28 protein-coding genes are annotated in these 22,642 nt (G+C 54.9%); 19 read left to right on the forward strand and 9 right to left on the reverse strand.

The features are described 5' to 3' along the window. Positions 1–27: 27 nt before the first annotated feature. The 6 genes from lptB to G506_RS21075 are packed head-to-tail and all read right to left on the reverse strand — an operon-like array spanning position 28 to position 4,315. Positions 28–759: an LPS export ABC transporter ATP-binding protein gene (lptB, locus tag G506_RS0103950; RefSeq protein WP_028115739.1), complete on the reverse strand. Its 732-nt coding sequence runs from the start codon at positions 757–759 to the stop codon at positions 28–30. Next, positions 756–1,271, reverse strand: coding sequence for a lipopolysaccharide transport periplasmic protein LptA (lptA, locus tag G506_RS0103955; protein WP_028115740.1), 516 nt, complete (start codon positions 1,269–1,271; stop codon positions 756–758). The genes lptB and lptA overlap by 4 nt, the downstream gene beginning before the upstream one ends. Beyond that, on the reverse strand, positions 1,258–1,809 hold the full coding sequence (gene lptC / locus G506_RS18685) for an LPS export ABC transporter periplasmic protein LptC (RefSeq protein WP_051201886.1): 552 nt from the start codon (positions 1,807–1,809) through the stop codon (positions 1,258–1,260). Before lptC ends, lptA begins: the two co-directional genes overlap by 14 nt. After that, on the reverse strand, positions 1,806–2,360 hold the full coding sequence (gene kdsC, locus G506_RS0103965) for a 3-deoxy-manno-octulosonate-8-phosphatase KdsC (protein WP_035386997.1): 555 nt from the start codon (positions 2,358–2,360) through the stop codon (positions 1,806–1,808). The genes lptC and kdsC overlap by 4 nt, the downstream gene beginning before the upstream one ends. Continuing rightward, a complete protein-coding gene (locus G506_RS21070) occupies positions 2,360–3,328 on the reverse strand; it encodes a KpsF/GutQ family sugar-phosphate isomerase (RefSeq protein ID WP_028115742.1) in 969 nt (322 codons plus the stop codon). The genes kdsC and G506_RS21070 overlap by 1 nt, the downstream gene beginning before the upstream one ends. A gap of 36 nt (positions 3,329–3,364) precedes the next feature. Continuing rightward, positions 3,365–4,315 (reverse strand): calcium/sodium antiporter, encoded by a 951-nt coding sequence (locus G506_RS21075; RefSeq protein WP_028115743.1) that lies wholly within the window; start codon positions 4,313–4,315, stop codon positions 3,365–3,367. A 173-nt stretch (positions 4,316–4,488) separates the two neighbouring features. Between G506_RS21075 and G506_RS0103980 the strand changes: the two genes are divergently transcribed. The 7 genes from G506_RS0103980 to murA are packed head-to-tail and all read left to right on the forward strand — an operon-like array spanning position 4,489 to position 9,033. Further along, positions 4,489–5,304 (forward strand): ATP-binding cassette domain-containing protein, encoded by an 816-nt coding sequence (locus G506_RS0103980; protein WP_028115744.1) that lies wholly within the window; start codon positions 4,489–4,491, stop codon positions 5,302–5,304. Then, the gene (mlaE, locus tag G506_RS0103985; RefSeq protein WP_028115745.1) at positions 5,301–6,080 is read left to right on the forward strand and encodes a lipid asymmetry maintenance ABC transporter permease subunit MlaE; all 780 of its coding nucleotides are present in this window, start codon (positions 5,301–5,303) and stop codon (positions 6,078–6,080) included. The genes G506_RS0103980 and mlaE overlap by 4 nt, the downstream gene beginning before the upstream one ends. 1 nt (position 6,081) lies before the next feature. Then, positions 6,082–6,561, forward strand: coding sequence for an outer membrane lipid asymmetry maintenance protein MlaD (gene mlaD, locus G506_RS0103990; RefSeq protein ID WP_028115746.1), 480 nt, complete (start codon positions 6,082–6,084; stop codon positions 6,559–6,561). Positions 6,562–6,566: 5 nt separating this feature from the next. After that, positions 6,567–7,196 (forward strand): MlaC/ttg2D family ABC transporter substrate-binding protein, encoded by a 630-nt coding sequence (locus G506_RS0103995; protein WP_028115747.1) that lies wholly within the window; start codon positions 6,567–6,569, stop codon positions 7,194–7,196. Next, positions 7,196–7,504 (forward strand): STAS domain-containing protein, encoded by a 309-nt coding sequence (locus tag G506_RS18690; protein WP_035386998.1) that lies wholly within the window; start codon positions 7,196–7,198, stop codon positions 7,502–7,504. The genes G506_RS0103995 and G506_RS18690 overlap by 1 nt, the downstream gene beginning before the upstream one ends. Before the next feature lie 10 nt (positions 7,505–7,514). Next, complete coding sequence (locus G506_RS0104010; RefSeq protein ID WP_028115748.1) at positions 7,515–7,763, forward strand: BolA family protein; 249 nt, start codon at positions 7,515–7,517, stop codon at positions 7,761–7,763. A gap of 10 nt (positions 7,764–7,773) precedes the next feature. Then, positions 7,774–9,033, forward strand: coding sequence for a UDP-N-acetylglucosamine 1-carboxyvinyltransferase (gene murA / locus G506_RS0104015; protein ID WP_028115749.1), 1,260 nt, complete (start codon positions 7,774–7,776; stop codon positions 9,031–9,033). A gap of 138 nt (positions 9,034–9,171) precedes the next feature. On the opposite strand, the gene degS is transcribed toward murA, so the two are convergent. The 3 genes from degS to G506_RS0104030 form a co-directional block, all read right to left on the reverse strand. Then, positions 9,172–10,239, reverse strand: a complete 1,068-nt coding sequence (gene degS / locus G506_RS0104020; protein ID WP_028115750.1) for an outer membrane-stress sensor serine endopeptidase DegS — start codon at positions 10,237–10,239, stop codon at positions 9,172–9,174. Positions 10,240–10,357: 118 nt separating this feature from the next. Continuing rightward, positions 10,358–11,731 (reverse strand): DegQ family serine endoprotease, encoded by a 1,374-nt coding sequence (locus G506_RS0104025; RefSeq protein WP_028115751.1) that lies wholly within the window; start codon positions 11,729–11,731, stop codon positions 10,358–10,360. 138 nt (positions 11,732–11,869) lie between these two features. Then, on the reverse strand, positions 11,870–12,262 hold the full coding sequence (locus tag G506_RS0104030) for a Z-ring associated ZapG family protein (protein WP_028115752.1): 393 nt from the start codon (positions 12,260–12,262) through the stop codon (positions 11,870–11,872). A gap of 184 nt (positions 12,263–12,446) precedes the next feature. On the opposite strand from G506_RS0104030, the gene zapE reads away from it, so the two are divergent. The 12 genes from zapE (at position 12,447) to G506_RS0104090 (ending at position 22,629) form a co-directional block, all read left to right on the forward strand. Next, on the forward strand, positions 12,447–13,547 hold the full coding sequence (zapE, locus tag G506_RS0104035; RefSeq protein WP_028115753.1) for a cell division protein ZapE: 1,101 nt from the start codon (positions 12,447–12,449) through the stop codon (positions 13,545–13,547). A gap of 218 nt (positions 13,548–13,765) precedes the next feature. Beyond that, positions 13,766–14,194, forward strand: a complete 429-nt coding sequence (rplM, locus tag G506_RS0104040) for a 50S ribosomal protein L13 (RefSeq protein WP_028115754.1) — start codon at positions 13,766–13,768, stop codon at positions 14,192–14,194. Positions 14,195–14,208: 14 nt separating this feature from the next. Next, positions 14,209–14,595, forward strand: coding sequence for a 30S ribosomal protein S9 (rpsI, locus tag G506_RS0104045; protein ID WP_028115755.1), 387 nt, complete (start codon positions 14,209–14,211; stop codon positions 14,593–14,595). 421 nt (positions 14,596–15,016) lie between these two features. Continuing rightward, positions 15,017–15,607 (forward strand): ubiquinol-cytochrome c reductase iron-sulfur subunit, encoded by a 591-nt coding sequence (gene petA / locus G506_RS0104050; RefSeq protein ID WP_028115756.1) that lies wholly within the window; start codon positions 15,017–15,019, stop codon positions 15,605–15,607. Continuing rightward, positions 15,607–16,818, forward strand: a complete 1,212-nt coding sequence (locus tag G506_RS0104055) for a cytochrome b (protein WP_028115757.1) — start codon at positions 15,607–15,609, stop codon at positions 16,816–16,818. Before petA ends, G506_RS0104055 begins: the two co-directional genes overlap by 1 nt. After that, positions 16,818–17,513 carry a cytochrome c1 gene (locus tag G506_RS0104060; protein ID WP_028115758.1) on the forward strand — a complete coding sequence of 232 codons (696 nt, stop codon included), beginning with the start codon at positions 16,818–16,820 and terminating at the stop codon, positions 17,511–17,513. The genes G506_RS0104055 and G506_RS0104060 overlap by 1 nt, the downstream gene beginning before the upstream one ends. Before the next feature lie 94 nt (positions 17,514–17,607). Then, positions 17,608–18,234, forward strand: coding sequence for a stringent starvation protein SspA (gene sspA, locus G506_RS0104065; RefSeq protein WP_028115759.1), 627 nt, complete (start codon positions 17,608–17,610; stop codon positions 18,232–18,234). Then, positions 18,234–18,653: a ClpXP protease specificity-enhancing factor gene (locus tag G506_RS0104070; protein WP_035386999.1), complete on the forward strand. Its 420-nt coding sequence runs from the start codon at positions 18,234–18,236 to the stop codon at positions 18,651–18,653. The genes sspA and G506_RS0104070 overlap by 1 nt, the downstream gene beginning before the upstream one ends. Before the next feature lie 171 nt (positions 18,654–18,824). Beyond that, complete coding sequence (locus tag G506_RS0104075; RefSeq protein ID WP_028115761.1) at positions 18,825–19,253, forward strand: autonomous glycyl radical cofactor GrcA; 429 nt, start codon at positions 18,825–18,827, stop codon at positions 19,251–19,253. Between the two features lie 152 nt (positions 19,254–19,405). Further along, entirely contained in the window at positions 19,406–20,875 is a 1,470-nt protein-coding gene (locus G506_RS0104080; RefSeq protein ID WP_028115762.1) for a bifunctional ADP-dependent NAD(P)H-hydrate dehydratase/NAD(P)H-hydrate epimerase, read from the forward strand. Next, on the forward strand, positions 20,872–21,333 hold the full coding sequence (gene tsaE / locus G506_RS0104085) for a tRNA (adenosine(37)-N6)-threonylcarbamoyltransferase complex ATPase subunit type 1 TsaE (RefSeq protein ID WP_028115763.1): 462 nt from the start codon (positions 20,872–20,874) through the stop codon (positions 21,331–21,333). Before G506_RS0104080 ends, tsaE begins: the two co-directional genes overlap by 4 nt. A gap of 3 nt (positions 21,334–21,336) precedes the next feature. Beyond that, positions 21,337–22,629, forward strand: coding sequence for an N-acetylmuramoyl-L-alanine amidase (locus tag G506_RS0104090; RefSeq protein ID WP_028115764.1), 1,293 nt, complete (start codon positions 21,337–21,339; stop codon positions 22,627–22,629). Positions 22,630–22,642: the final 13 nt, after the last annotated feature.

The raw sequence follows: 22,642 nt of genomic DNA on the forward strand, positions 1-22,642 counted from the left end.
GATCAATATCCTTGTTGTACCTTGGCATTACAGCTTGAACTGGTCGCCTAGGTAAACCGAACGCACCAGTTGGTTGTTCAGTACCTCTTCCGGAGCGCCTTGGGCGATCATCTCGCCGTGGCTAACGATGTAAGCGTACTCACACACGTCCAAAGTTTCGCGCACATTGTGGTCGGTGATCAATACACCCAGACCGCGCTGCTTGAGATGCTGGATGATCTTTTTGATATCGATAACCGAGATCGGATCGACCCCAGCAAATGGCTCGTCCAACAAGATAAATTGCGGCTCGGCTGCCAGTGCTCGGGCAATTTCAACTCGACGTCTTTCGCCGCCGGAGAGCGCCATCCCTAAGCTGTCACGGATGTGGGTGATGTTGAACTCTTCCAACAACTGTTCCAGCTTTTCAATCCGTTGTTGCTGGGTTAGCTCTTTGCGGATCTGCAGCACCGCCATCAGGTTGTCATGCACCGTCAGCTTACGAAAGATAGAGGATTCCTGCGGCAGGTAGCCAATTCCTTTGCGGGCACGGTTGTGCATTGGCAGCAGGGTGATGTCATCATCATTGATGTGAATCGCGCCACGGTCGTTTTGTACCAGCCCAACCACCATGTAAAAGGTGGTGGTTTTACCGGCGCCGTTAGGGCCTAGTAGGCCGACGATCTGGCCGGTTTCAACGGTCAGACCGACATCCTTGACCACTTGGCGGCCGTTGTAGCTTTTGGCCAAGTTACTGGCTTTGAGTACCGTTGGGGTCATGGGGTTGGCTCAGTCTTTGGGGCCTCATCTTCGGTTTTGGGCAGGAAGATGGTGGTGATCTGTTCTTGTTTACTGCCTTTGGCTGTCAATTTCTGTTCCAGTGCGTTATAGCTGATGCGGTCGCCCTTAACCAAGCTGCCATCTTGGCGCAGTTCGGCTTCGCCAGTGAGGATCAGCTCACGTTTGGCAACACTGTAGCGGATCTCGCTGGCTTCGGCTTCAGCCATCAAACCGTTGTCCATCATCTGTTCGTAGGTGGCTGGGTTACCGGTAGCGACAAAGATCTGCTCGGTTTGCGCTTCGTTGCTTTGCAAAGTCAGTTTGTCGGCGTGGATCTTCAAGGTGCCTTGCACCACCACTACGTTATCAAGGTAGCTTAGGGTGCGACTTTGCAGATCGCCTTCACTGCGATCGGCGGTGACGCTAACCGGCTGACGAAAATCGTCCTCGGCGGCGTGGCCGATAGCGGTGGTCATTGCCAGTGCAAGTAGCAGTGCATTACTGAACTTCATAAGTGGAAACTACCTTTTGTTTCAGGTGAATATGGTTTTGATTTAGGTCGGCATGTAAGCCAACAGCTGTCATGGTGAAGTCGATGCCCTCGGCTTGCAGTGCCACCTCGTTGGTCATCACCATGGTATCTAAGTCCAGCGTTAATTGTTCGGTTTTGATGGTGTTGATCGGCTTATCGGGCTCGATCAAGGTGATCACCACGTTATTGGCGAGACTCAAATAACGGTTGTCTTGCAATGCGCCATTATCGGCGACGACTTTCCAAATGGCTGGGCTGTCTTCTGGATACACTAGATACACTGGCCGCTCAAACTCGGTGTACTGTTTTTGCTGATAATGCCGCATGGTGTCGGCGGCAACCTCGGCGTTTAGGCGGCCATTAAGGTCATAAGAACGGGTTTTCATCGCCCGCGCAACAAAGTCTGGCTCGTGCTCGCCGAGCGGTCGTACCTGTTCTGGCTGATGTGACAGGTTGTGCCAATACAGACCACCGGCCATCGCCAGCAGGATCAGGCCAGCTAACAGCTCGCGCTTCATACCGACAGACCTTTGGCGTCTTGCAACTTGCCTTGTGCTTGCAGCAGTAAGTCACACAACTCGCGCACCGCACCAAAGCCGCCGTTTAAATAGGTGCGATAGTGGGCCTGTGGCAACAGCGCTGGGTGCGCATCATGCACCGCTACCGCCAAGTTCACCTGCTGCATCACTGGCAGATCCACCAAGTCATCACCGATGTAGGCGCACGCTTCGGCGCTGAGCCCTAACTGTTGGCACAACTCGTTGAAGGCGGTCAGCTTGTCTTCACAGCCTTGAATGATGTGTTGCACCCCAAGGGCGGTCATTCGCTGTTGCACGATCTGCGAACGGCGACCGGTGATCACCGCCACTTGAATGTTGGCGTGTTGCAGCGCTTTGATGCCGAAGCCATCACGAGTGTGGAAGGCTTTCAGTTCTTCGCCGTTGTTGCCCAGATAGATGCGGCCATCGGAAAACACCCCGTCAACATCGCACACCAGCAGCTTGATGGCGGCGGCACGGTCGATAACCTCGGTGGTCACTGGGCCGTATAGGGTCGCGATGCTATCCATCACAGTACTCCTGCTTTAAGCATATCCATCATATTTAACGCGCCGCTGGGGCGGTTATCGGCATCAACGCTGATTAAGCCGTTGATGTTGTTGTCTTGCATCAATTTCAGTGCCTCGGCAGCCAGTAGATTACTGTCCACCACTATCGGATTTGGGGTCATCACGGTGCCGATGGCGGTGCTGTGGATATCGATACGGGCATCCAGCACGCGACGTAGATCGCCATCGGTAAACAGCCCGGTTAGGCGGCCGTTGTCGTCGATCACCAGCGTCATACCAAGGCCTTTGGCGGAGATCTCCAGCAGCGCTTGGCTGATAGTCACCTGTTGACCAACCAGCGGCAGCCGGTCGCCGCTATGCATCACATCGGCCACTTTTAACAGTAGTCGTCGCCCTAAGGCGCCGCCCGGGTGCGACAAGGCAAAATCGTTGGCAGTAAAATCGCGGGCTTGCAGTAGGGTGACCGCCAAGGCATCGCCCATCACCAAGGTAGCGGTGGTTGATGAGGTTGGCGCCAATCCCAGTGGGCAGGCCTCTTCGGCCACCGCAATGCACAGATGATGTTTGGCCAGTTTGGCCAGACTGGACTGTGGCTTGCCGGTCATCGCGATAACCGGCATGCCGAGGCGTTTGATCACCGGCATCAAGGTTAGGATTTCGTGGGCTTCACCTGAGTTGGAGATGGCAATCACTACGTCATTGATGTCCAGCATCCCTAAGTCGCCATGGCTGGCTTCGCCAGGGTGGACGAAAAAGCTTGGGGTGCCAGTACTGGCTAAGGTGGCGGCGATTTTACGGCCGATATGACCGGATTTGCCCATGCCCATCACAATTACCTTGCCCTTGCAGGCCAAGATGGTTTCGCAGGCGCCGATGAACTGATCATCGATGTATTGAGTCATCTGCTCGATTGCGCGGGTTTCGATGGCAATCACTTGCTGCGCCCATTGGCGCCATTGCTTAGTCATGGGTAGTCACTTGATTTACGGATGGCAGCATGCGGGTTAGTAGAACAGGCTGACTTGATAAAGGATAAAGCACAGCAGCAGTAATCCGCCTTCAGCTCGGCCAATGCTGTTGTTGCGTTTCAGCAGCAAAATAAGCAGTGGCGCCAAGCTGGTGCCAAGCATGGTAAAGAAATCGCGACCGGCTGCGGCGGCGTCAATGGCGCCTGGGGCAATCACCGCTGGGATCGCCAGCACCGCTAGAATGTTGAATAGGTTGGAGCCGACCACGTTGCCAATGACGATGTCATCTTCACCTTTCATCAGACCAGCAATGCAGGCGGCCAATTCCGGCAGACTGGTACCGACAGCGATAATGGTTAAGCCAATAACTAAGTCCGACATGCCGAACCACTTGGCGATCACCACCGCGTTATCCACCATCAGATCCGCCGCAATTGGCAACAGCACCATGCCAATCACCAACCACAGCAAAGCCTTAGCCATCGGCACGTTAGCCGGTACTTCGCCTTCGGCTTCACTAACCATCTTATCGTCGCGGGCTTTTAAAGCACTGATCACCAAAAAGCCCATTACCAGAGCGAAGGCGGCAAACAAGATCAATCCATCGGTTACCGATAACTGCAGATCGTGCATAAGGTAACCAGCCAAGATGGTGGCTCCCAGCATCAATGGCATCTCTTTAATCAAGGTTGAAGAACCAACCAGTAGCGGCTTAAGCAGCGCCGAAAGGCCTAGAATAAGAGTAATGTTGGCGATGTTAGAGCCAATCACATTGCCGACCGCGGTATCGAGTTTGCCCTCCATCGCCGCGCTGGCAGCGACCATCGCTTCCGGTGCTGATGAACCCATGGCGATGATAGTGAGGCCGATGATCATCGGCGCAAGGCCTAGGTTGCGTGCGACGGCAGCGGCGCCGAAGACGAAGCGGTCGGCGCTCCAAACCAATAACGCCAGACCTGCTAGCAGCAAGAAGATGTTTAACAGCATGAGGGCAAAAATAACACGGTCGAAAGGGTCACATTGTCGCCCGTTGCGCTTGAAATTGAAAGGCTTTAGCCATTGTGATGCGGGTTGCGCAAGCTTAAGATGGCGGGCTTAACTGGATAAATTTGTTGGAGAAAGGCGGCGAAAAGTTCGGCTATGCCAGCGCCGTGACCCCTATGACTGATCCTCACCTACCCCCGAGTGATGACTTAATTTGCGTTGAAGGATTGCAGTTCTATCGCGGCGACCGCGCCATCTATCGCGATCTCGATCTGGTTATCCCCAAGGGCAAAATCACCGCCATTATGGGCCCCAGCGGCATCGGTAAAACCACCCTGCTGAAGTTGATTGGTGGCCAGTTACAGCCATCCAAAGGGCGGGTGCTGTTTGATGGCATTGATGTTCATCAACAGTCGCGACGACAGTTATATCAACTGCGCCGACGGATGAGCATGCTGTTTCAATCTGGCGCGCTGTTTACCGATATGTCCGTCTTTGACAACGTCGCCTTTCCTCTGCGGCAACACACCAAGTTGCCCGAAGCGTTGATCCGTCGCTTAGTGCTGCTGAAGCTGGAAGCGGTGGGATTGCGCGGTGCGGCTGGGTTGATGCCGAATGAGCTCAGTGGCGGCATGCAGCGCCGTGCCGCCTTAGCGCGGGCGATCGCGCTAGAGCCGGATCTGGTGATGTATGACGAACCGTTCGCTGGCCAAGATCCGATTTCGATGGGGGTGGTGGTTAAGCTGATTCGTGAGCTCGGCAGCGCTTTAAACCTGACGTCGGTGGTGGTCTCCCACGACGTTGAAGAGGTGCTTAGCATTGCCGATTGGGTCTACGTAATCGCCGACGGTCAAGTGATCGGCAGTGGCACCCCTGAACAGATCCGCGCACTTGATAGCGCCCAGTTACAACAATTTTTGCAGGGGGCGCCGGATGGTCCAGTGCGCTTCCATTTTCCTGCAAGTGACTACATGGAGGCCTTGCTTAAGTGATCGATTGGATTGCGCAAATTGGCCGTACTGGTATCAATTGGCTGGCTCGTCTTGGGCAAGCGGGGTTGATGTTAGTCGGCGCCTTGGTGGCTAAGCCGCAGCCGCGACAGATGGCGCCGTTGTTGGTGCGGCAACTGTATCAGGTTGGCGTGTTGTCGCTGCTGATTGTGTTGGTTTCAGGGCTGTTTATCGGCATGGTGCTGGCGCTGCAGGGCTACATTATTTTGGTCGACTTTGGTACCGAGGAGAGCTTGGGGCCGATGGTGGCACTGTCGCTGCTACGGGAACTTGGTCCGGTGGTAACTGCACTGTTGTTTGCTGGCCGAGCTGGTTCGGCGGTGGCGGCGGAGATCGGCTTGATGAAGGCCACTGAACAGTTAGCCTCGCTGGAGATGATGGCGGTCGATCCACTGCGGCGGATTGTGGCACCACGCTTCTGGGCCGGAGTGATCGCGATGCCGCTGCTGGTGTTTATGTTTTGTGCCGTCGGCATCTGGGGCGGTCATCTGGTTGGGGTGGAATGGAAAGGCATCGACGCTGGCGCCTTCTGGTCAATCCTGACCGCCAATGTTGAATGGCAGCAAGATATCGTTAACTGCTTTATCAAAGCGTTGGTGTTTGCGGTGGTGGTGATCTGGATTGCGCTGTTTAAAGGCTACAGCGCGGTGCCGACCGCTGAAGGCATCAGTAAGGCCACCACCGATACCGTCGTACACAGCTCATTGGCTGTGTTGGCACTGGATTTTGTTTTAACCGCATGGATGTTTGGGAGCTAGCATGAATTCCAAAAGCATAGAATTGGCCGTTGGCGGCTTTATTGTCGCAGGGCTGCTGGCCTTTGCGGTGTTGGTATTTAAAGTGGCGGATATCGATCCGCGTCAGCACACCCAGCAGTATCAGCTGGTGGCGTATTTTGACAACATCGGTGGCCTCAAAGCGCGGGCACCGGTCAAGGTCGGCGGGGTGGTGATTGGTCGAGTGGCTGCGGTCGAACTCGACCAGCAGCAACTGGTGCCGAAAGTGACGATGTTGATCGACGGTCAATATAATCAGTTCGCTGATACCAGTAGCTTGTCAATTCTGACCTCTGGTCTGTTGGGCGAACAATACATCGGTCTGACCCCAGGGTTTATGATCGACGATGAAGGCGAGATGCTGGCCGATGGCGATGTGGTTGAAGATACCCGCAGCGCCATGGTTTTGGAGGAACTGATCAGCCAGTTCCTGTACAGCAGCGGCGACAAAGATAAGGAGTAACCGCGATGAAAAAATTGATGATGGCCGCCGTGGCGCTGTGCGGCTCGTGGCTGGCACCGGCCTATGCCGAGGTTGACCAAAGCAACCCATACACCATGGTGGAACAAGTGGCGTCAGAGCTGTTGGGTAACTACAGCGAGCGCCGGGCCGAGCTGGATGCCAATCCGCAGTTGTTGCGTCAGTTGATTGAAACCGACCTGATGCCTTATGTGAACGTCAAGTACGCCAGCTACAAGGTGATGGGCAAAGCGGTACGCAGTGCCACTCCAGAGCAGCGCGACAACTTCACCGCCGAGTTTCGCGAGTATATGGTCACCACCTTTGCCCAAGCGTTTACCGTTTACACCGATCAAACCATTGAGTTTGAACCAGCACAGCCGCTGACTGACCGCAACATCGTTTCGGTTGGCGTGACCTTTATCGAGGGCACCCGGCCACCGATTGAAGTGAAGCTGAAGCTGCGCCTGAACAAGAAAAGCGGTGATTGGCAAGCGATCGATCTGATCGCGGAAGGCGCCAGCATCTTGGCCGCCAAAGAGACCGAGTTTGGTGGCCTTATCCGCCAGCAAGGTTTGGACGCGGTGATCCAGATGCTTAATGACAACAACCAAAAAGCGCTGGCGGGCCAGTCATAATGGCACTGCTGGCAGAGCGCAGCGGTGACAGCTTAAGCCTTAGCGGTTCGCTAACCAGTGCCGATGTCGAGCAGCACTGGCCTATCCCAGCCGCTTGGCTTGGCTCGCAAACGCTAAATTTGAATCTTGAGCGACTGCAACAAGTGGATAGCGCTGGGCTGGCGTGGCTGATAGAGCTAGAATCGGCGCAACGTCAGCAGCAGGGGACGATGCAATGGTTGCATTGTCCCGAGCGGCTAATTCAGCTGATGACCCTGTACGACCTTGATGTCAGTGCGGGTCAGTTAGCGGTAAGACATCAGAATTAGGGAGTGCTCGATGGAGCTTAGCGAAATTCAACAACGCCTAGAGCAGGCGATGGCGACAACCGAAATCAAAGTTAGCGCCGAAGGCACCCACTACAAGATCGTGATCGTCAGTGACGCTTTTGATGGCCAGTCTAAAGTTAAACGTCAACAAGCGGTGTACGCGCCATTGATGGACAAAATCACCGATGGCACTCTGCACGCCTTAACCATCAAGGCTTTTACTCCAGCCGAATGGCAGCGCGAAAAGCTGTTTAACTGAGCGAGTCACAGTGGATAAATTGCAAGTTCGGGCCGCAGGCCCACTGGCCGGAGACGTGGTGATCTCCGGCGCTAAAAACGCCGCCCTGCCAATCTTAATGGCTGCGGTGCTGGCGGAAGATACCATGACCATCCGCAACGTTCCGGCGCTGCGTGACGTTAATACCACCATCGCCTTGCTGCGTCAGTTGGGCGCCGAAGTCAGCGATCTGGCCGATGGCGTTCTGACCATCAATCCGGCCACCATCAACAACTACGTCGCCGCCTATGATTTGGTGAAAACCATGCGCGCGTCGATCATGCTGCTGGGACCGCTGGTGGCGAAGTACGGCGAAGCGGATGTGTCGCTGCCAGGCGGTTGTGCCATTGGCGCCCGTCCCGTTAACCTGCACATCCAAGGTCTGCAGGCGATGGGCGCGGACGTGACCGTGGAAGAGGGTTACATCAAAGCCCGCGTCGATGGTCGCCTTAAAGGTGCCACCATCCTGATGGACGTGGTATCGGTAACCGGTACTGAAAACCTGATGGCGGCGGCCGCGTTGGCCGATGGCGTAACCTTGATTGAGAACGCCGCCCGCGAGCCGGAAGTGATTGACTTGGCTGACTGCTTGAACGCCATGGGTGCCAAGATCACTGGCGCCGGTACCGACGTGATCCGCATTGAAGGTGTTGAGCGCTTAACTGGTATCGAGCACAGCGTGATGCCGGATCGCATTGAAACCGGCACCTATCTGGTTGCTGCTGCGGCTACCCGTGGTCAGGTGAAATGCTTGAACGCGGCGCCAGCAACCCTGGAGCCAGTGCTGCTGAAGCTGGAAGAGGCCGGTGCCATCATCGAACGTGGCGACGATTGGGTAAGTCTGGATATGCAAGGCCGTCGTGCTAAGCCGGTATCGATCAAGACCGCTCCGCACCCGGCGTTCCCAACCGACATGCAAGCGCAGTTCTGTACCCTGAACGCGTTGGCGGAAGGTACCGCAATGGTGACTGAGACCATCTTTGAAAATCGCTTTATGCATGTGCCAGAGCTGCAGCGGATGGGCGCCCAGATCGAGCAAGAGGGTAACACCTGTATGATCCACGGCTGTGAAGATCTGCAGGGCGCGCAAGTGATGGCGACCGATTTGCGTGCCTCTGCCTGTTTGGTGATTGCCGGTCTGGTGGCCTCTGGCACCACCGTGGTGGATCGCATCTACCACCTTGACCGTGGTTACGAACAGATCGAACACAAGCTGTCTGGCCTGGGTGCCGATGTGGTGCGCATCAAGTAAGCGTCACTGAACGTTCGAGCGCCAATGGCATTAACAAAAGCCCCGCAACTCACTGAGTGCGGGGCTTTTTGTTGATTCGAATCTCGGTGTGGTTTGGTGGCTAATCACCGCCTCTTAGTAAGCTCGCTGCAACGCCATTTACATCACAGTTGGCCGTTCTTCGACGGTCACCGGCACATTAAAGCGTTTGCCTTGGCGGATCAGCGTCAGGTTGACTTCGGTGCCCGGTGGGGTTTCCGCGACGCTATCCAGCAGCATGGCGGTGCCGGTGATCGGTTTGCCATTGAATGCGATCAACACATCGTACAAACGCAGTCCGGCTTTGCCCGCTGGGCCATTGGGATTGATGCCGGTGACCACCATGCCAGCGGCATCCATCAGTCGCAGTTGGCGGGCGATGGTTTCATTAACGGGATCGCCATCAAGACCTAAGTGACCGCGGATCACTCGGCCATCACGGATCAGCTTTTCCATGATGTTGTGCGCCAATTCAATTGGGATCGCGAAGTTGAGGCCAACGCCAGCGCCGCCCAACTGCTGGTAGTTGGCGGTGTTAACCCCAACTAAACGACCATCAGCATCGACTAACGCGCCACCGGAATTGCCTTGATTAATTGCCGCATCGGTTTGAATAAAGTCTTGAAACCCGGCGGATAAGCCATTGGATAGGCCATTGCGGCCGGTGGCACTAATGATCCCTTGGGTGATGGTTTGGCCGAGGTTAAATGGGTTACCGATGGCCAATACCACATCGCCGATGCGAGCACTGCGAGTGATATCCAAAGGGATCACCGGCAGTTGTGGCAGATCGATTTTAAGCACCGCCAGATCGGTGACCGGATCGGAGCCCACCAGCAAGGCTTCGGCGATGCGTCCATCCTGCAGCGCGGCAAAGATCTGCTCGGCTTGGCGTACCACATGGTAATTGGTAAGCACATAGCCATCAGGACTCATGATGATGCCGCTGCCCAGCCCTTGCGGAGTCGGCTGACTGAAGTTGCTGGTGCCCGGGCCAACGGTGTAGATGTTCAGCACTGCCGGGGCGGCGCGGCGCACCGCGCTGGCGTAACTGCTGCGCTCGACTTGGCTGATGCTGCTGTCCAGCCGCGGCAAGCGGCTGCGCAGCTCGGGATTCAATATCACAATAATGGCGGCTAAGATTAGACCGGCTAACAAAGGCTTAAGGATGTATCGCAATAGCGCCATCGGGGTTCTCAATTCTCGCGATCAGAGTTAACTGGGGGCGATGTTATCGCTCCATCGGTGGGATAGCAAAAGGGTGGCCGCAGCCACCCTGTGTGTTTGCGCTTGGCAGATGGTGGCGTTAACGCATGATCACCATCAGTTGCTCATTGTCGCGAATGACGGTAGCGGCAAAGGCACCGTCGTAGTCGCTGAGCGCCTTGCGTAGCTGTTTCAGATCTTTAACCGGCACCCGCTGACGATTCATCAGACTGACGCTGGTGATGATGTCACCTTCCATCAAACCTTGCTGAGCGGCGCGGGAGCGTTCGGCCAGTTCGGTTACTTTGATGCCACGGACGCCATCTTCATTGACGCTGGAGAGTTTGGCGCCCTCAAGGGCTGGGTGCACCACCGAGGCTTTAACGTTTTCGCCGGGGGCTTCATTCAAGGTCACGTTAACGCTTTGGCGTTCGCCGTCGCGGATCAGCTCTAGGGTGATCTTGGCACCAGCGCCCATGGTGGCAACCTTGGCGCGCAGCTCCTGGAAGGTGCGGATCTTTTTGCCATCCAGCGCGACAATGATGTCACCGGATTTTAGTCCCGCTTGCTGCGCCGCAGAATCGGCTACCACTTGGCTGACATAAGCGCCGTGCTTAGTGTCCAATCCAAACAGCTTGGCGGTTTCATTATCCAGTTCGCCACCGATGATCCCCAACACGCCACGGCGCACTTCACCAAATTCCAGAATCTGATCCGTTAGGCTTTGCACCATATTCACTGGAATCGCAAAGCCGATGCCGACGTTGCCGCCGCCCGGGGCGATGATGGCGGTGTTAATGCCGATCAGTTCGCCTTTCAAGTTCACCAAGGCGCCGCCGGAATTACCGGAGTTAATTGCCGCATCGGTTTGAATGAAGTTTTGGTAGCCCTCGCTATTGAGGCCACGGGAAAGGGCGCTGATGATCCCGGAGGTGACGGTTTGGCCTAGGCCAAATGGGTTGCCGATGGCAACAGTGAAATCGCCTACCTTGATTCTGTCGGAATCTGCCAGCTTAACCGCAGTTAGATCGTCGGCTGCAATTTTCAATACCGCCACATCGGTGGCCGGATCCGAGCCGACCAGCTCGGCCTCAAATTCGCGACCATCACTGAGGTTAATCACAATCTTATCGGCGTTTTCAATAACGTGGTGGTTGGTAATGATATGGCCTTGCTTAGCATCAACAATCACCCCGGAGCCGAGACTGCGAAACGGCCGACTGCGCTCGCCACCACGAGGGCCGTTGGGGCCGAAGAAGAAGCGAAACTGTTCTGGCAGCGATTGTTGCGCGGTCTGGGTGCCCTCGACCGATACCGACACTACCGCAGGGGAGATCTGCTCCACCATTGGCGCCAAACTCGGCAGTGCTTGGCCGCCAACGGCGTCTGGCCAAGCGGCGATCGCCGGTGCCGTAGCACCAAATAAACTGGCAGACAGAATTGCAGCAGAAACCAGCGTTAGATTTTTTTTCATGGTTGTTCAAGCTCCTACAGTCACAACACGACCCATTGTTAATAAAGCTGACCAATCTGGCTGGGAAAAAGTTCCCCAGTGGGATGGCGCCGCCATGGCATAACAAAAACGCACCCTAGTGGGTGCGCTGTGAAAAAATCATTGGTTGGCCGCTTTCGGTTCCGGATTGATGATCCCGTGCGATCCTTGAACATAATCATTTGGTGGCAGCGAGGTAACGTTGTCGGCTTCGGCGATAACGATTTGCTCTTCAGGCTCTGCCGCCGCCGGTTCATCGCTCAGTTCTCGGGCGGATTCTTGCCAGAACGCTTGGGTTTTCTCCAACTGCGCCGCCAGAGCCGCAAGGTGCTGCTTGGATTGGGTAAAGTGGTCATTCAGGCCTTGGCGTTGCTGTTCCAGCTCAAATCGAGCCTGCGCCAGTTCCTGCTGCAATTTATCAACGCTGGCTTTGCCGCCACTGCCACGACGACCAATAAAAAAGCCAATTACTAACGCCACTGCCGCTGCAGCAACCACAACCATCTCGTTCATTCACCTCTCCTTACTGTCTCGCCTTGGCTGTTACCAAAGCACTGCGGACCTCAATATACCGAGCCCGAGGGCACCGTGGTAGACTCGTTGAACGCAATTATAGGGGATATCACCCTCGGGAAAATTGCGCTTTATCAGAAGTTTTCAGGCATCTTCGGATGCCATGCCGTCGATGGAATGACCGATGCCAACGCCCAAGGAACTGTACCTGCGCGATCTCAAGCGCCCCGAATTTGTCCACGATCCTGCGCAAGCCGCGGCGGTCGAACAGCTGGAATTGCTGTACCAGCAACTGCGCAATCGCAGTCGGCAAAGTGAGCAGCCATGGTGGCGGCGCTGGCTCACTGATGAGTCTAGCAACCACCCCAAAGGGCTTTATTTTTGGGGCGGCGTTGGCCGCGGCAAAACCTATTTGGTGGATACTTTTTTTCAGTGTTTGCCGACCAAGCGCAAGTTACGGGTCCACTTTCACCGCTTTATGCAGCGCGTTCACCAAGAGTTAAACGAGCTTAAAGGCCAAGCGGATCCGTTGCTGGTGGTCGCCAAGCGCTTAGCCGACGAAGCCGAGGTACTCTGCTTTGATGAATTTTTTGTCTCTGACATCACTGACGCGATGATACTGGCCGGGTTATTGGAACAGCTGTTTGCTCATAAGGTGGTGCTGGTGGCAACCTCTAACATTCCGCCCCCGCTGTTGTATCGCAATGGTCTGCAGCGGCAGCGTTTTTTACCGGCGATTGAACTGATTCAACAGCATTGTCAGGTGTTTGAGCTGGATAACGGGGTCGATTATCGGTTGCGTACGTTGGCGCAGGCGGAGATCTATCATCATCCACTCGATGACGCCGCGTCGGCCAACTTACATCGCTATTTCGACCAGCTGGTGCCCGCGGCAATGGTCGAGCAACAGCCGTTAATGCTGTTTGGCCGCGAGATCCCCATTATCCGCAGTGGTGAAGGGGTGTTGATGATCGATTTTGCGGCACTGTGCGACGGCCCCCGCAGTCAAACTGACTACATCGAACTGGCGCGGTTGTACCACACGGTACTGCTGAGCGAGGTCAAATTGATGGGCCAAGAACACAGCGGTGATGATGTCGCTAGACGCTTTATTGCGATGGTGGATGAATTCTACGAACGTGGGGTAAAATTGATTGTTTCCGCTGAGGTGGCGCTGGCGGATTTATACGGTGGCGGCCGCTTGGCGTTTGAGTTTCAGCGCTGTCAAAGCCGCCTGACCGAGATGCAGAGCCACGACTATTTGGCTCGCCCCCACCTTCCGTAAAAGTTCGCGCGAAAAACGCCAATTTAACCGAAAAAAGCGGGTGATTTTTGCGTCAGACTCCCTTATAATTCGCGCCCTGCCCACGTTACGGTAGAGCGCACTGCGCTCAAAACCAGCGTCTTGTCCCGCTCGAAGGGGTGGGTGGAAGACCACTAAAAGGTTGTTTAACTGTTTTTAGTTAGACGCATTTTGTAACAGCTAAATTGGGTTTTTATCTAATGAAAACTTTTTCTGCTAAGCCAGAGTCCGTACAACGCGACTGGTTTATCATTGATGCCGAGGGTAAAACCCTGGGTCGTATGGCTACCGAAGTAGCTCGTCGTCTGCGCGGTAAGCACAAGCCTGAGTACACTCCTCACGTTGATACTGGCGATTACATCGTAATCATCAACGCTGAGAAAGTTACCGTTACCGGTAACAAGTCTCAGGACAAGATGTACTACCGTCACTCTGGCTACCCAGGTGGCATCAAAGAAATCAACTTCGCTGATCTGCAGGTTCGTAAGCCTGAAATGATCATCGAAAAAGCGGTTAAGGGCATGCTGCCAAAAGGTCCTCTGGGTCGCGCCATGTTCCGTAAGCTGAAAGTGTACGCTGGTGCTGAGCACAAGCACGCTGCACAGCAGCCACAGGTTCTGGATATCTAAGGGGATATAGGCAAATGACTCAATACTACGGTACTGGCCGCCGCAAGACCTCCACTGCTCGTGTTTTCATCAAGCAGGGTTCTGGCAACATCACTGTAAACAAGCGTTCTCTGGAACAGTTCTTTGGTCGTGAAACTGCTCGCATGGTAGTTCGTCAGCCACTGGAACTGGTTGAGATGCTGGACAAACTGGACATCTACGTAACCGTACGCGGCGGCGGCATCACCGGTCAATCCGGCGCTATCCGTCACGGTATCACTCGTGCTCTGATGCAGTACGATGAGACCCTGCGTCCGACTCTGCGTGAAGCTGGTTTCGTTACCCGCGACGCTCGTGAAGTTGAACGTAAGAAAGTTGGTCTGCGTAAAGCACGTCGTCGTCCACAGTTCTCCAAGCGTTAATTCGCTGGCGTCCTATGGATTCGAAAAAACCGCCCTCTGGGCGGTTTTTTTATGCCTGCAATTTGGCTACTGCGCCAAGCCTTTAAAATTCTCTGTCTTATCCGATCAAAGTCGCTCTTGCGGATCATCAAACCGGTCGGATCTTTCGCTAAAAAGTCGCGCTAAACAAATTGGTTATCTGGCTACTCTGCAAATAATCGATAACTTTATCTAACATCTTGATAAAAACTCATGTGATTTAAGTCCGCCTTGGTGTGCAAGGTGTGAACTGGGTCGCTTTTTCTTTATAATGCGCCTGCCCCCGCTCTTGGGACAAATGGACTTGGGCCTGCAGTGAACTCATCAACAAATGCGATGAGGCGCTGAGCCAAATCAGCTTCCGAGGCATAAGAAAAGCAACACCCTGTTGGGAGAAATCTAGATGAGCAATGCGCCTGTCGATACTGGACGTCGCAGATTCCTAACTCTAACCACCGCTGTGGTGGGTGGGGTTGGCGCAGTGGCTACTGCGGTTCCCTTTATCAAATCGTGGAACCCCAGCGCAAAGGCCAAAGCGGCCGGAGCACCAGTAGAAGTAAACATAGGAAAGATTGAACCGGGTCAGATGCTACGCGTGGAATGGCGTGGCAAACCGGTCTGGGTGGTACGCCGCACCCCTGAAGTATTGGCCCAGATGAGCGGTCTGACCGATCAACTGCGGGATCCGAACTCCGAAGAACCACAACAACCAGCTTACGCGGCCAATGCCAATCGGTCGATTAAGGATGAGTTCTTTGTTGCCGTTGGTCTTTGCACTCACTTAGGGTGTTCGCCCACCTACCTGCCAGATTCCTTTGATCAACAAGTCGAAGGGGTGCAAGCGGGCTTTTTCTGTCCTTGCCATGGCTCCAAGTTCGATATGGCCGGGCGGGTGTTCCAAGGAGTGCCTGCACCGCTGAACCTGGTGGTGCCACCGCACCAATACACCAGCGACAGCACCATCCTGATCGGTGTGGATGAGGAGACCGCCTAATGAGCAAAATCATGGATTGGATTGATGAGCGTATTCCGCTCACCAAGACCTATAACAAGCACGTTGGCGAATACCCAGCGCCGAAGAACTTCAACTTCTGGTATTTCTTTGGCTCGCTGGCAATGCTGGTGCTGGTGAATCAGATCCTCACCGGGATCTGGTTGACCATGAACTACGTACCGTCGGCGGAAGGGGCGTTTGCCTCGATTGAATACATCATGCGTGATGTCGAATACGGATGGTTGCTGCGCTATATGCACTCCACCGGTGCCTCGGCATTCTTTGTAGTGATTTACCTGCATATGTTCCGTGGCCTGATTTACGGTTCCTACCAAAAGCCGCGTGAACTGTTGTGGATCTTCGGCATGTTGATCTTCCTGATCCTGATGGCGGAAGCCTTTATGGGCTACCTGTTGCCGTGGGGCCAGATGTCCTACTGGGGCGCGCAGGTAATTATCTCGCTGTTTGGTGCGATCCCGGTGATTGGTGATGATCTGACCCTGTGGATCCGCGGCGACTACGTGGTCTCTGGGGCGACCTTGAACCGGTTCTTCGCCTTGCACGTGATTGCCCTGCCATTGGTGCTGGTGGTGTTGGTGTTCCTGCATATCGTTGCCCTGCACGAAGTCGGTTCCAACAACCCCGATGGCATCGACATTAAGAAGAACAAAGATGAGAACGGTTGGCCAAAAGACGCTATCCCATTCCACCCGTACTACACCGTTAAGGATATCGTTGGCGTTGCCGGCTTCCTGATTGTGTTCTGTTACGTGATCTTCTTTATGCCCGAAGGCGGTGGCTATTTCCTTGAGCCGCCAAACTTTGAAGCAGCCAACCCACTGAAGACCCCTGAGCACATTGCGCCGGTGTGGTACTTCACCCCGTTCTACGCGATTTTGCGAGCGGTTCCCGACAAGCTGTTCGGGGTGATCGGCATGGGCGCGGCGATTGTAGTGCTGTTCTTCCTGCCATGGCTGGATCGCTGCAAAGTGCGTTCTATCCGCTACCGCAGTGTGATCCATAAAGCCAATATCGCTCAGTTCGTGGTGTGTTTCATCGCTTTGGGGATCTTAGGGGCGTTGCCGGCCGGTGAACTGGAAACACTGCTGGCGCGGATCTTCTCCCTAGGTTACTTCGGTTTCTTTGTGGCGCTGTTTGTCTACAGCAAGTCCGAAAAAACCAAACCGCTACCAGAACGGGTGACAGGCTAATGAAGAAGTTAATTATTACTTTAATGGCTTGCCTACCGGCACTGGCCTACGCCGCCGGTGGCAATAATGAACATGTGGTGTCGGCAGATATCGATCTGCACGACAAAACCTCGCTGCAAAATGGCGCACGGGTGTTTATGGAAAGCTGCATGGGCTGCCACTCTGCCCAGTACCAACGTTATCAACGGGTCGCGGAGGATGTCGGCTTTAGCGTGGATGAGATGACCGCGATGATCCACACCGATGCCAAAATTGGTGATCTGATGGTCAGTTCCATGCCACAGGCCGAAGCCGCCAAGTGGTTCGGTGCCGCGCCACCGGATCTAACCATGATTGCGCGGGTACGGGGCTCCGACTGGGTCTACTCCTACCTAACGACGTTCTACAAAGATGAAAGTCGGCCGTTTGGGGTCAACAACTTGGTGTTCCCATCGGTGGGGATGCCGCACGTACTGCAATCCTACCAAGGTACGCCCGTGCTGCAGGAGGACGGTAGCATCGTGGCCGCCGGCGGCAGCATGAGCGATGCTGAGTACAAAAAGTTGGCTTTGGATCTGACCAACTTCCTTACCTATTCGGCGGAGCCAATCCGTACTACCCGTGAAGCGATGGGGGTCTGGGTGTTGGGTTTCTTGGCAATTTTCTTTGTGATTGCCTATCTGCTGAAGCGTGAGTACTGGCGAGATGTACACTAATTCGCTAGAACAGGTTACAATCTAACGCTTGGCTAAATGGGGGCATCAGCCCCCATTTACTTTATTTTTTCTGAATTCCTTTCGGAGGGTATCAATGGCTGTCGCTGCCAACAAACGCTCTGTCATGGCCCTGTATTCCGGTGCCAGCGATCTTTATAGCCATCAGGTGCGCATCGTTCTTGCTGAAAAAGGCGTAGGCGTTGAAGTGGTGCAGGTGGATCCAAACCAACTGCCACAGGATCTGGTTGAACTGAACCCATACAACAGCGTGCCAACTCTGGTCGATCGTGAGCTGGTTCTGTACAAGGCTCGCATCATCATGGAGTACTTGGACGAGCGCTTCCCGCACCCGCCATTGATGCCTGTATACCCTGTTTCTCGTGGCCAAAGCCGTCTGATGATGCACCGCATCGAAGCCGACTGGTACAGCCTGGCCGAGCGCATCGAGCGCGGCGAGAAAGCGGAAGCGGCTCGTAAAGAGCTGACCGAAGGCATTCTGGCACTGGGTCCAATCTTCGCTGAAACGCCGTTCTTTATGAGCGAAGAGTTCACCCTGGTGGATTGCTACCTGGCCCCGCTGTTCTGGCGTTTGCCTGCACTGGGTATCGAGCTGAACGGTCGTGGCTCTGCAGAAGTGAAAGCTTACATGACCCGCATTTTCGAGCGTGAGTCCTTCAAAGCGTCTCTGACTGAAGCAGAGCGCGAGATGCGGATCGGTTAATGACCGCACCATTGGCCCCAACTCGTCCCTACCTTCTGCGTGCTTTTTACGATTGGATGGTGGACAACGATCTGACCCCGCATCTGGTGGTGAACGCCACTTTGCCAGGGGTTAAGGTACCAACTCAATTCGTTGAGGATGGTCAGATCGTGTTGAACATTGCCCCTCATGCGGTTGGTAATTTGCAGCTGGGCAATGACTACATCATGTTTAACGCCCGTTTTGGTGGTAAGCCGCACGCCTTAGAGGTGCCTTTGGCAGCGGCAGAAGCGATCTATGCCCGTGAAAACGGGGCTGGTACCGCCTTTGCACCGGAACAAGCCTATGAGCTGGCCGAAGAGGCCGAGCCAACGGTTGAGCCAGAAGCAACGACACCGCCGCGTCCAAGCGGCCGTCCGAGCCTAACGGTTGTTAAATAAGTTAAGCCGCCTCAATCGAGGCGGTTTTTTATTGCCGATTGAAAGTTCATCTTGCTTTTGGCTCATGAATGCATGAGTTAATGTCGCTGTTGCCTCAAGGTTGTGTCTGTTAGGGTAAGTGACGTGGCTCACAGTTCGCCGCGTTTTTAACTGAAGTACCAAGAGGTAGTTATGATCCAAGGCATCCAAATCACCAAATCCGTAAACGTTAACCTGATGAACTCCATCTGGCTTATCGACGCAGAAAACAACCAAGCTCGCTGTCTGGCGGCGGCCTCTGGCTACGAAGCGGATCAGGTTGTTGCTCTGGAAGAGCTGGGTGAGTACGAGTCTCGTCCAGTAAACGTGGAAGGCGTTCAGCCACTTCGTGAAGGCGGCCAGCACCTGAACGTAAACGTTCTGAACCGTGAAACTTTGGTGCGCATCATGGAAGCTCGTGAGCGCGTAGAAGCCGGTAACCCAACCGACGAAGATCTGGACATCATCACTGCCAATGCGCAGCTGACCATCCGTGTATCCGGTTACGCGGTACGCTTTAACTCGCTGACTCTGGAACAGCAGAAAGACGTAATTACCCGTACCTTCACCCAGTCTCTGTAATACAAACGCCACCACTTTGCCGGTGCGGCGGTGGTAGTGGCGAGATAACAGAGGGTCGAAGAGACGCTAAGGGCTGCCATTGGGCAGCCCTTTTTGTTTGCGCTGCTGGCAGTGATATAACCTAGCAAGCAAACTTGTTTGGATAATCATCAATGCGAGCCGATCTACTAGCACTGCCCAGCAGCGTCAATCTAGCCAGCACCATTCGTCAGCAAGAGCCGCTGTTGGCCAAACAACTTGGGATCTCGCTTTATCAAGTGATGGAGCAGGCGGGCAACGCTGCCTACCAACTGTTGCGTCAACGCTGGCCAGAGGCAAAGCGGATTTGTGTGTTGTGCGGTGCCGGTAATAATGCCGGCGATGGTTATGTGCTGGCTCGCGAGGCTGCCGCAGCTGGTTTGCAAGTCCGGCTGTTGCAAACTGACAAACCCCTTGATGGCGATGCGTTAATTGCTCAGCAATCCTGGTTGGCCAGTGGTGGCACGATTGAACCGCTGACGTTGCCGCTGCCAGACACCGAAATCCTTGTTGATGCGTTGTTGGGGACCGGTATTTCCGGCACCGTACGGCCCGCGTTAGCGGCAGTGATTACTGCCGTTAATCAGCATCCGGCCAGCGTGTTGGCAGTGGATCTGCCCAGTGGCGTGAATGCGCAAACTGGGGGGATTGCTGGTGTGGCCGTTAATGCCGATATCACGATTAGCTTTGTGGCGAATAAGTTGGGATTACTGACCGGCGGGGGCTTAAGTCAATGCGGTGAACTGCATTTAGCACCACTGCAATTGGGAGCCCATTTGGCCGCTGAAGGACGGTTGTTGCAACCGGAGTGTCTGAGCAACTGGCCAGCGCGCGCCGCCAACAGCCATAAAGGTAGCCACGGTAAACTGTTGTTGCTAGGCGGCGCCGAGGGGATGGCTGGGGCATTGCGGTTGGCTGCGGAAGCAGCGCTGCGTAGTGGTGCCGGTTTGGTTGCCGCAGGTTGCGCCGAATCGAGCGTTAGCGCGCTGGTGATCCCGCGGCCAGAGGTTATGGCATTTACTGCTGATTCTTCCCAGCTCGAGGCTCGCTTGCAGTGGTGTCAGGTTATCGGCATCGGCCCAGGGCTTGGTCAAGGGCGGTGGTCGCAACGGGTGTGGCAGTCGGCGCTCGCGCAGGATAAGCCGATGCTAGTGGATGCCGATGGCCTAACTTTATTGGCGGCTAAGCCGCAGCGACGGGATAACTGGGTGCTGACCCCGCATCCCGGTGAAGCTGCACGATTACTGGATTGCAGCATCGCTGCCGTCGAGCAAGACCGATTGGCGGCCGCGCAAGCGATCCAGCGTCAATATGGCGGAGTGGTCGTGCTCAAAGGCGTTGGCACCGTGATTGTCGACCCTCAGCAATGGTCGCTGGCAGTTACTGGCAATTGCGGATTAGCAACAGGGGGCAGCGGCGATCTGCTTTCTGGTATAATCGCCGGCTTAATGGCTCAAGGCCATGCAAATTATCAGGCCGCGTGCATGGGGGTAATGCTTCATGGCGAGGCCGCAGATCGGGCGGCAGGCGATGGCCTACGTGGCATGTTACCGTCGGATCTGTTTCCGCATATCCGTTTTTTGGCAAATCAAGGAACCCTATGACTCAGGCAGTTTTTGAGTTGGCAGATGAACAAGCGACATTGGCGCTTGGACAGCAGTTAGCCGCCGTAGTAAAAGCGCCGTTGGTGGTGCATCTGCACGGCGATTTGGGCGCAGGTAAAACCACCTTTACCCGTGGTTTGATTCAAGCGCTGGGTCATCAGGGGGCGGTAAAAAGCCCAACTTATGCCTTGGTTGAACCTTATGAACTGGCCGATATGCAGATCTATCACTTTGATCTTTATCGACTAATGGATCCTGAAGAACTTGAATTTATGGGGATCCGTGATTACTTTGCCAACAACACCCTGGCGTTGATTGAATGGCCGGATAAAGGCCATGGCATGCTGCCACCGCCAGATCTGGTGATCACCATGACCTACCAAGGCGAGGGGCGCCAAGCGCAACTGCACAGCCGCTCTGAATTGGGCGAGGCGTTACTACAACAACTACTGAACTAACTGATGAGTCTATTTTGTCGATGGCTGCTGCCGGTGGTGCTGTTGCTAAGCAGCGCCGCATCTTGGGCTAACACCTTAACAGCGACCCGTATCCATGAGAGTCCGACCAATACCCGGTTGGTGTTCGAACTGAGCGCCAAGCCGACCTACGCCACTTCACGGCTATCGAATCCGGATCGGATCGTCATCGACATAAAAGACACGCGCTTAACGGCGAAGCTCGATAATCTGGCCAAACAGAGCAAGTTACTCAAACGAGTGCGCACCAGTAAGCCGGCCGGCCAAGGCCAGTTGCGGTTGGTGCTGGATATGGCGGCCAGCGCCAGCTACAAAGCGTTTGCTCTGGGACCAAGCGGAAAATCACCGCATCGTTTGGTGGTTGATCTAAAACCGACCAAGGCCACTAGCACCGCCAAACCCAACAGCCCCGGCCGCAAGGTGGTGATCGCCATTGATGCCGGTCACGGTGGTAAAGATCCCGGCTCCATTGGGCCTTCCGGCACCTACGAGAAAAACGTGGTGCTGCCGATTGCCAAAAAGTTAAAAGCTAAGATCGACGCCACCCCAGGGTTTGAAGCGGTATTGGTGCGCAGCGGCGATTACTTTGTCTCCTTGGATAATCGATCCGAGCGTGCCCGCGCCGCCAACGCCGATCTGCTGTTGTCGGTACACGCTGACGCGTTCTCCAACCCGCAGCCTCGGGGGGCGTCGGTGTGGATCCTGTCTTTGCGTCGCGCTAATTCCGAAATGGGTCGCTGGCTAGAACAAGACGATAAGTTGTCGGAGCTGCGTGGCATCGGCGAGGTGATCTCGCAATCCTCTCAAGGCGATCAAGACTTAAGTCGTACCATTGTCGACTTGGCGCGGCAGAACAATATGGCGGAAAGCCACACCTTGGCTGGCGATATCCTCGGTGAGTTTAAAACCTTCACCAAGTTGCATAAGCGCGAACCGCAGTCGGCGTCATTGGCGGTATTGAAGTCGCCGGATCTGGTGTCGATGTTGGTGGAGGTGGGCTTTATCTCCAACCCGCAGGAGGAGCGTTTGCTGCGTTCAAGCGCCCACCAAGATAAGTTAGCGACGGCGATGCAAAAGGCGGTGACCCGCTACTTTAAGAGCAATCCGCCCCGTGACAGCTGGTTGGCGCAAACCCAGACTCACAAAGTGAAGTCGGGTGAATCCCTGTCGGTGATTGCCCAGCGCTACGGCGTCAGCTTGGCCGATCTTAAGCAAGCCAATAAGCTGCGTAGCAATACCTTGCATATCGGCCAGCAGTTGGTGATCCCGCGCGTTTAATGCGCCACTAGGA

Source organism: Ferrimonas senticii DSM 18821 (genome assembly GCF_000422665.1).
Classification (GTDB): domain Bacteria; phylum Pseudomonadota; class Gammaproteobacteria; order Enterobacterales; family Shewanellaceae; genus Ferrimonas; species Ferrimonas senticii.

Coding starts and splice junctions, on each gene's coding strand:
- lptA (WP_028115740.1), bottom strand. CDS start 1,271: ATGAAGTTCAGTAATGCACTGCTACTTGCACTGGCAATGACCACCGCT.
- G506_RS0104090 (WP_028115764.1), top strand. CDS start 21,337: ATGAGTCTATTTTGTCGATGGCTGCTGCCGGTGGTGCTGTTGCTAAGC.
- mlaD (WP_028115746.1), top strand. CDS start 6,082: ATGAATTCCAAAAGCATAGAATTGGCCGTTGGCGGCTTTATTGTCGCA.
- G506_RS21070 (WP_028115742.1), bottom strand. CDS start 3,328: ATGACTAAGCAATGGCGCCAATGGGCGCAGCAAGTGATTGCCATCGAA.
- degS (WP_028115750.1), bottom strand. CDS start 10,239: ATGGCGCTATTGCGATACATCCTTAAGCCTTTGTTAGCCGGTCTAATC.
- kdsC (WP_035386997.1), bottom strand. CDS start 2,360: ATGGATAGCATCGCGACCCTATACGGCCCAGTGACCACCGAGGTTATC.
- zapE (WP_028115753.1), top strand. CDS start 12,447: ATGCCAACGCCCAAGGAACTGTACCTGCGCGATCTCAAGCGCCCCGAA.
- G506_RS0104075 (WP_028115761.1), top strand. CDS start 18,825: ATGATCCAAGGCATCCAAATCACCAAATCCGTAAACGTTAACCTGATG.
- G506_RS0104080 (WP_028115762.1), top strand. CDS start 19,406: ATGCGAGCCGATCTACTAGCACTGCCCAGCAGCGTCAATCTAGCCAGC.
- G506_RS0104060 (WP_028115758.1), top strand. CDS start 16,818: ATGAAGAAGTTAATTATTACTTTAATGGCTTGCCTACCGGCACTGGCC.
- G506_RS0104055 (WP_028115757.1), top strand. CDS start 15,607: ATGAGCAAAATCATGGATTGGATTGATGAGCGTATTCCGCTCACCAAG.
- rpsI (WP_028115755.1), top strand. CDS start 14,209: ATGACTCAATACTACGGTACTGGCCGCCGCAAGACCTCCACTGCTCGT.
- G506_RS0104010 (WP_028115748.1), top strand. CDS start 7,515: ATGGAGCTTAGCGAAATTCAACAACGCCTAGAGCAGGCGATGGCGACA.
- sspA (WP_028115759.1), top strand. CDS start 17,608: ATGGCTGTCGCTGCCAACAAACGCTCTGTCATGGCCCTGTATTCCGGT.
- G506_RS0103980 (WP_028115744.1), top strand. CDS start 4,489: ATGACTGATCCTCACCTACCCCCGAGTGATGACTTAATTTGCGTTGAA.
- rplM (WP_028115754.1), top strand. CDS start 13,766: ATGAAAACTTTTTCTGCTAAGCCAGAGTCCGTACAACGCGACTGGTTT.
- G506_RS0103995 (WP_028115747.1), top strand. CDS start 6,567: ATGAAAAAATTGATGATGGCCGCCGTGGCGCTGTGCGGCTCGTGGCTG.
- G506_RS0104025 (WP_028115751.1), bottom strand. CDS start 11,731: ATGAAAAAAAATCTAACGCTGGTTTCTGCTGCAATTCTGTCTGCCAGT.
- G506_RS21075 (WP_028115743.1), bottom strand. CDS start 4,315: ATGCTGTTAAACATCTTCTTGCTGCTAGCAGGTCTGGCGTTATTGGTT.
- G506_RS0104030 (WP_028115752.1), bottom strand. CDS start 12,262: ATGAACGAGATGGTTGTGGTTGCTGCAGCGGCAGTGGCGTTAGTAATT.
- lptC (WP_051201886.1), bottom strand. CDS start 1,809: ATGAAGCGCGAGCTGTTAGCTGGCCTGATCCTGCTGGCGATGGCCGGT.
- G506_RS0104070 (WP_035386999.1), top strand. CDS start 18,234: ATGACCGCACCATTGGCCCCAACTCGTCCCTACCTTCTGCGTGCTTTT.
- lptB (WP_028115739.1), bottom strand. CDS start 759: ATGACCCCAACGGTACTCAAAGCCAGTAACTTGGCCAAAAGCTACAAC.
- petA (WP_028115756.1), top strand. CDS start 15,017: ATGAGCAATGCGCCTGTCGATACTGGACGTCGCAGATTCCTAACTCTA.
- tsaE (WP_028115763.1), top strand. CDS start 20,872: ATGACTCAGGCAGTTTTTGAGTTGGCAGATGAACAAGCGACATTGGCG.
- G506_RS18690 (WP_035386998.1), top strand. CDS start 7,196: ATGGCACTGCTGGCAGAGCGCAGCGGTGACAGCTTAAGCCTTAGCGGT.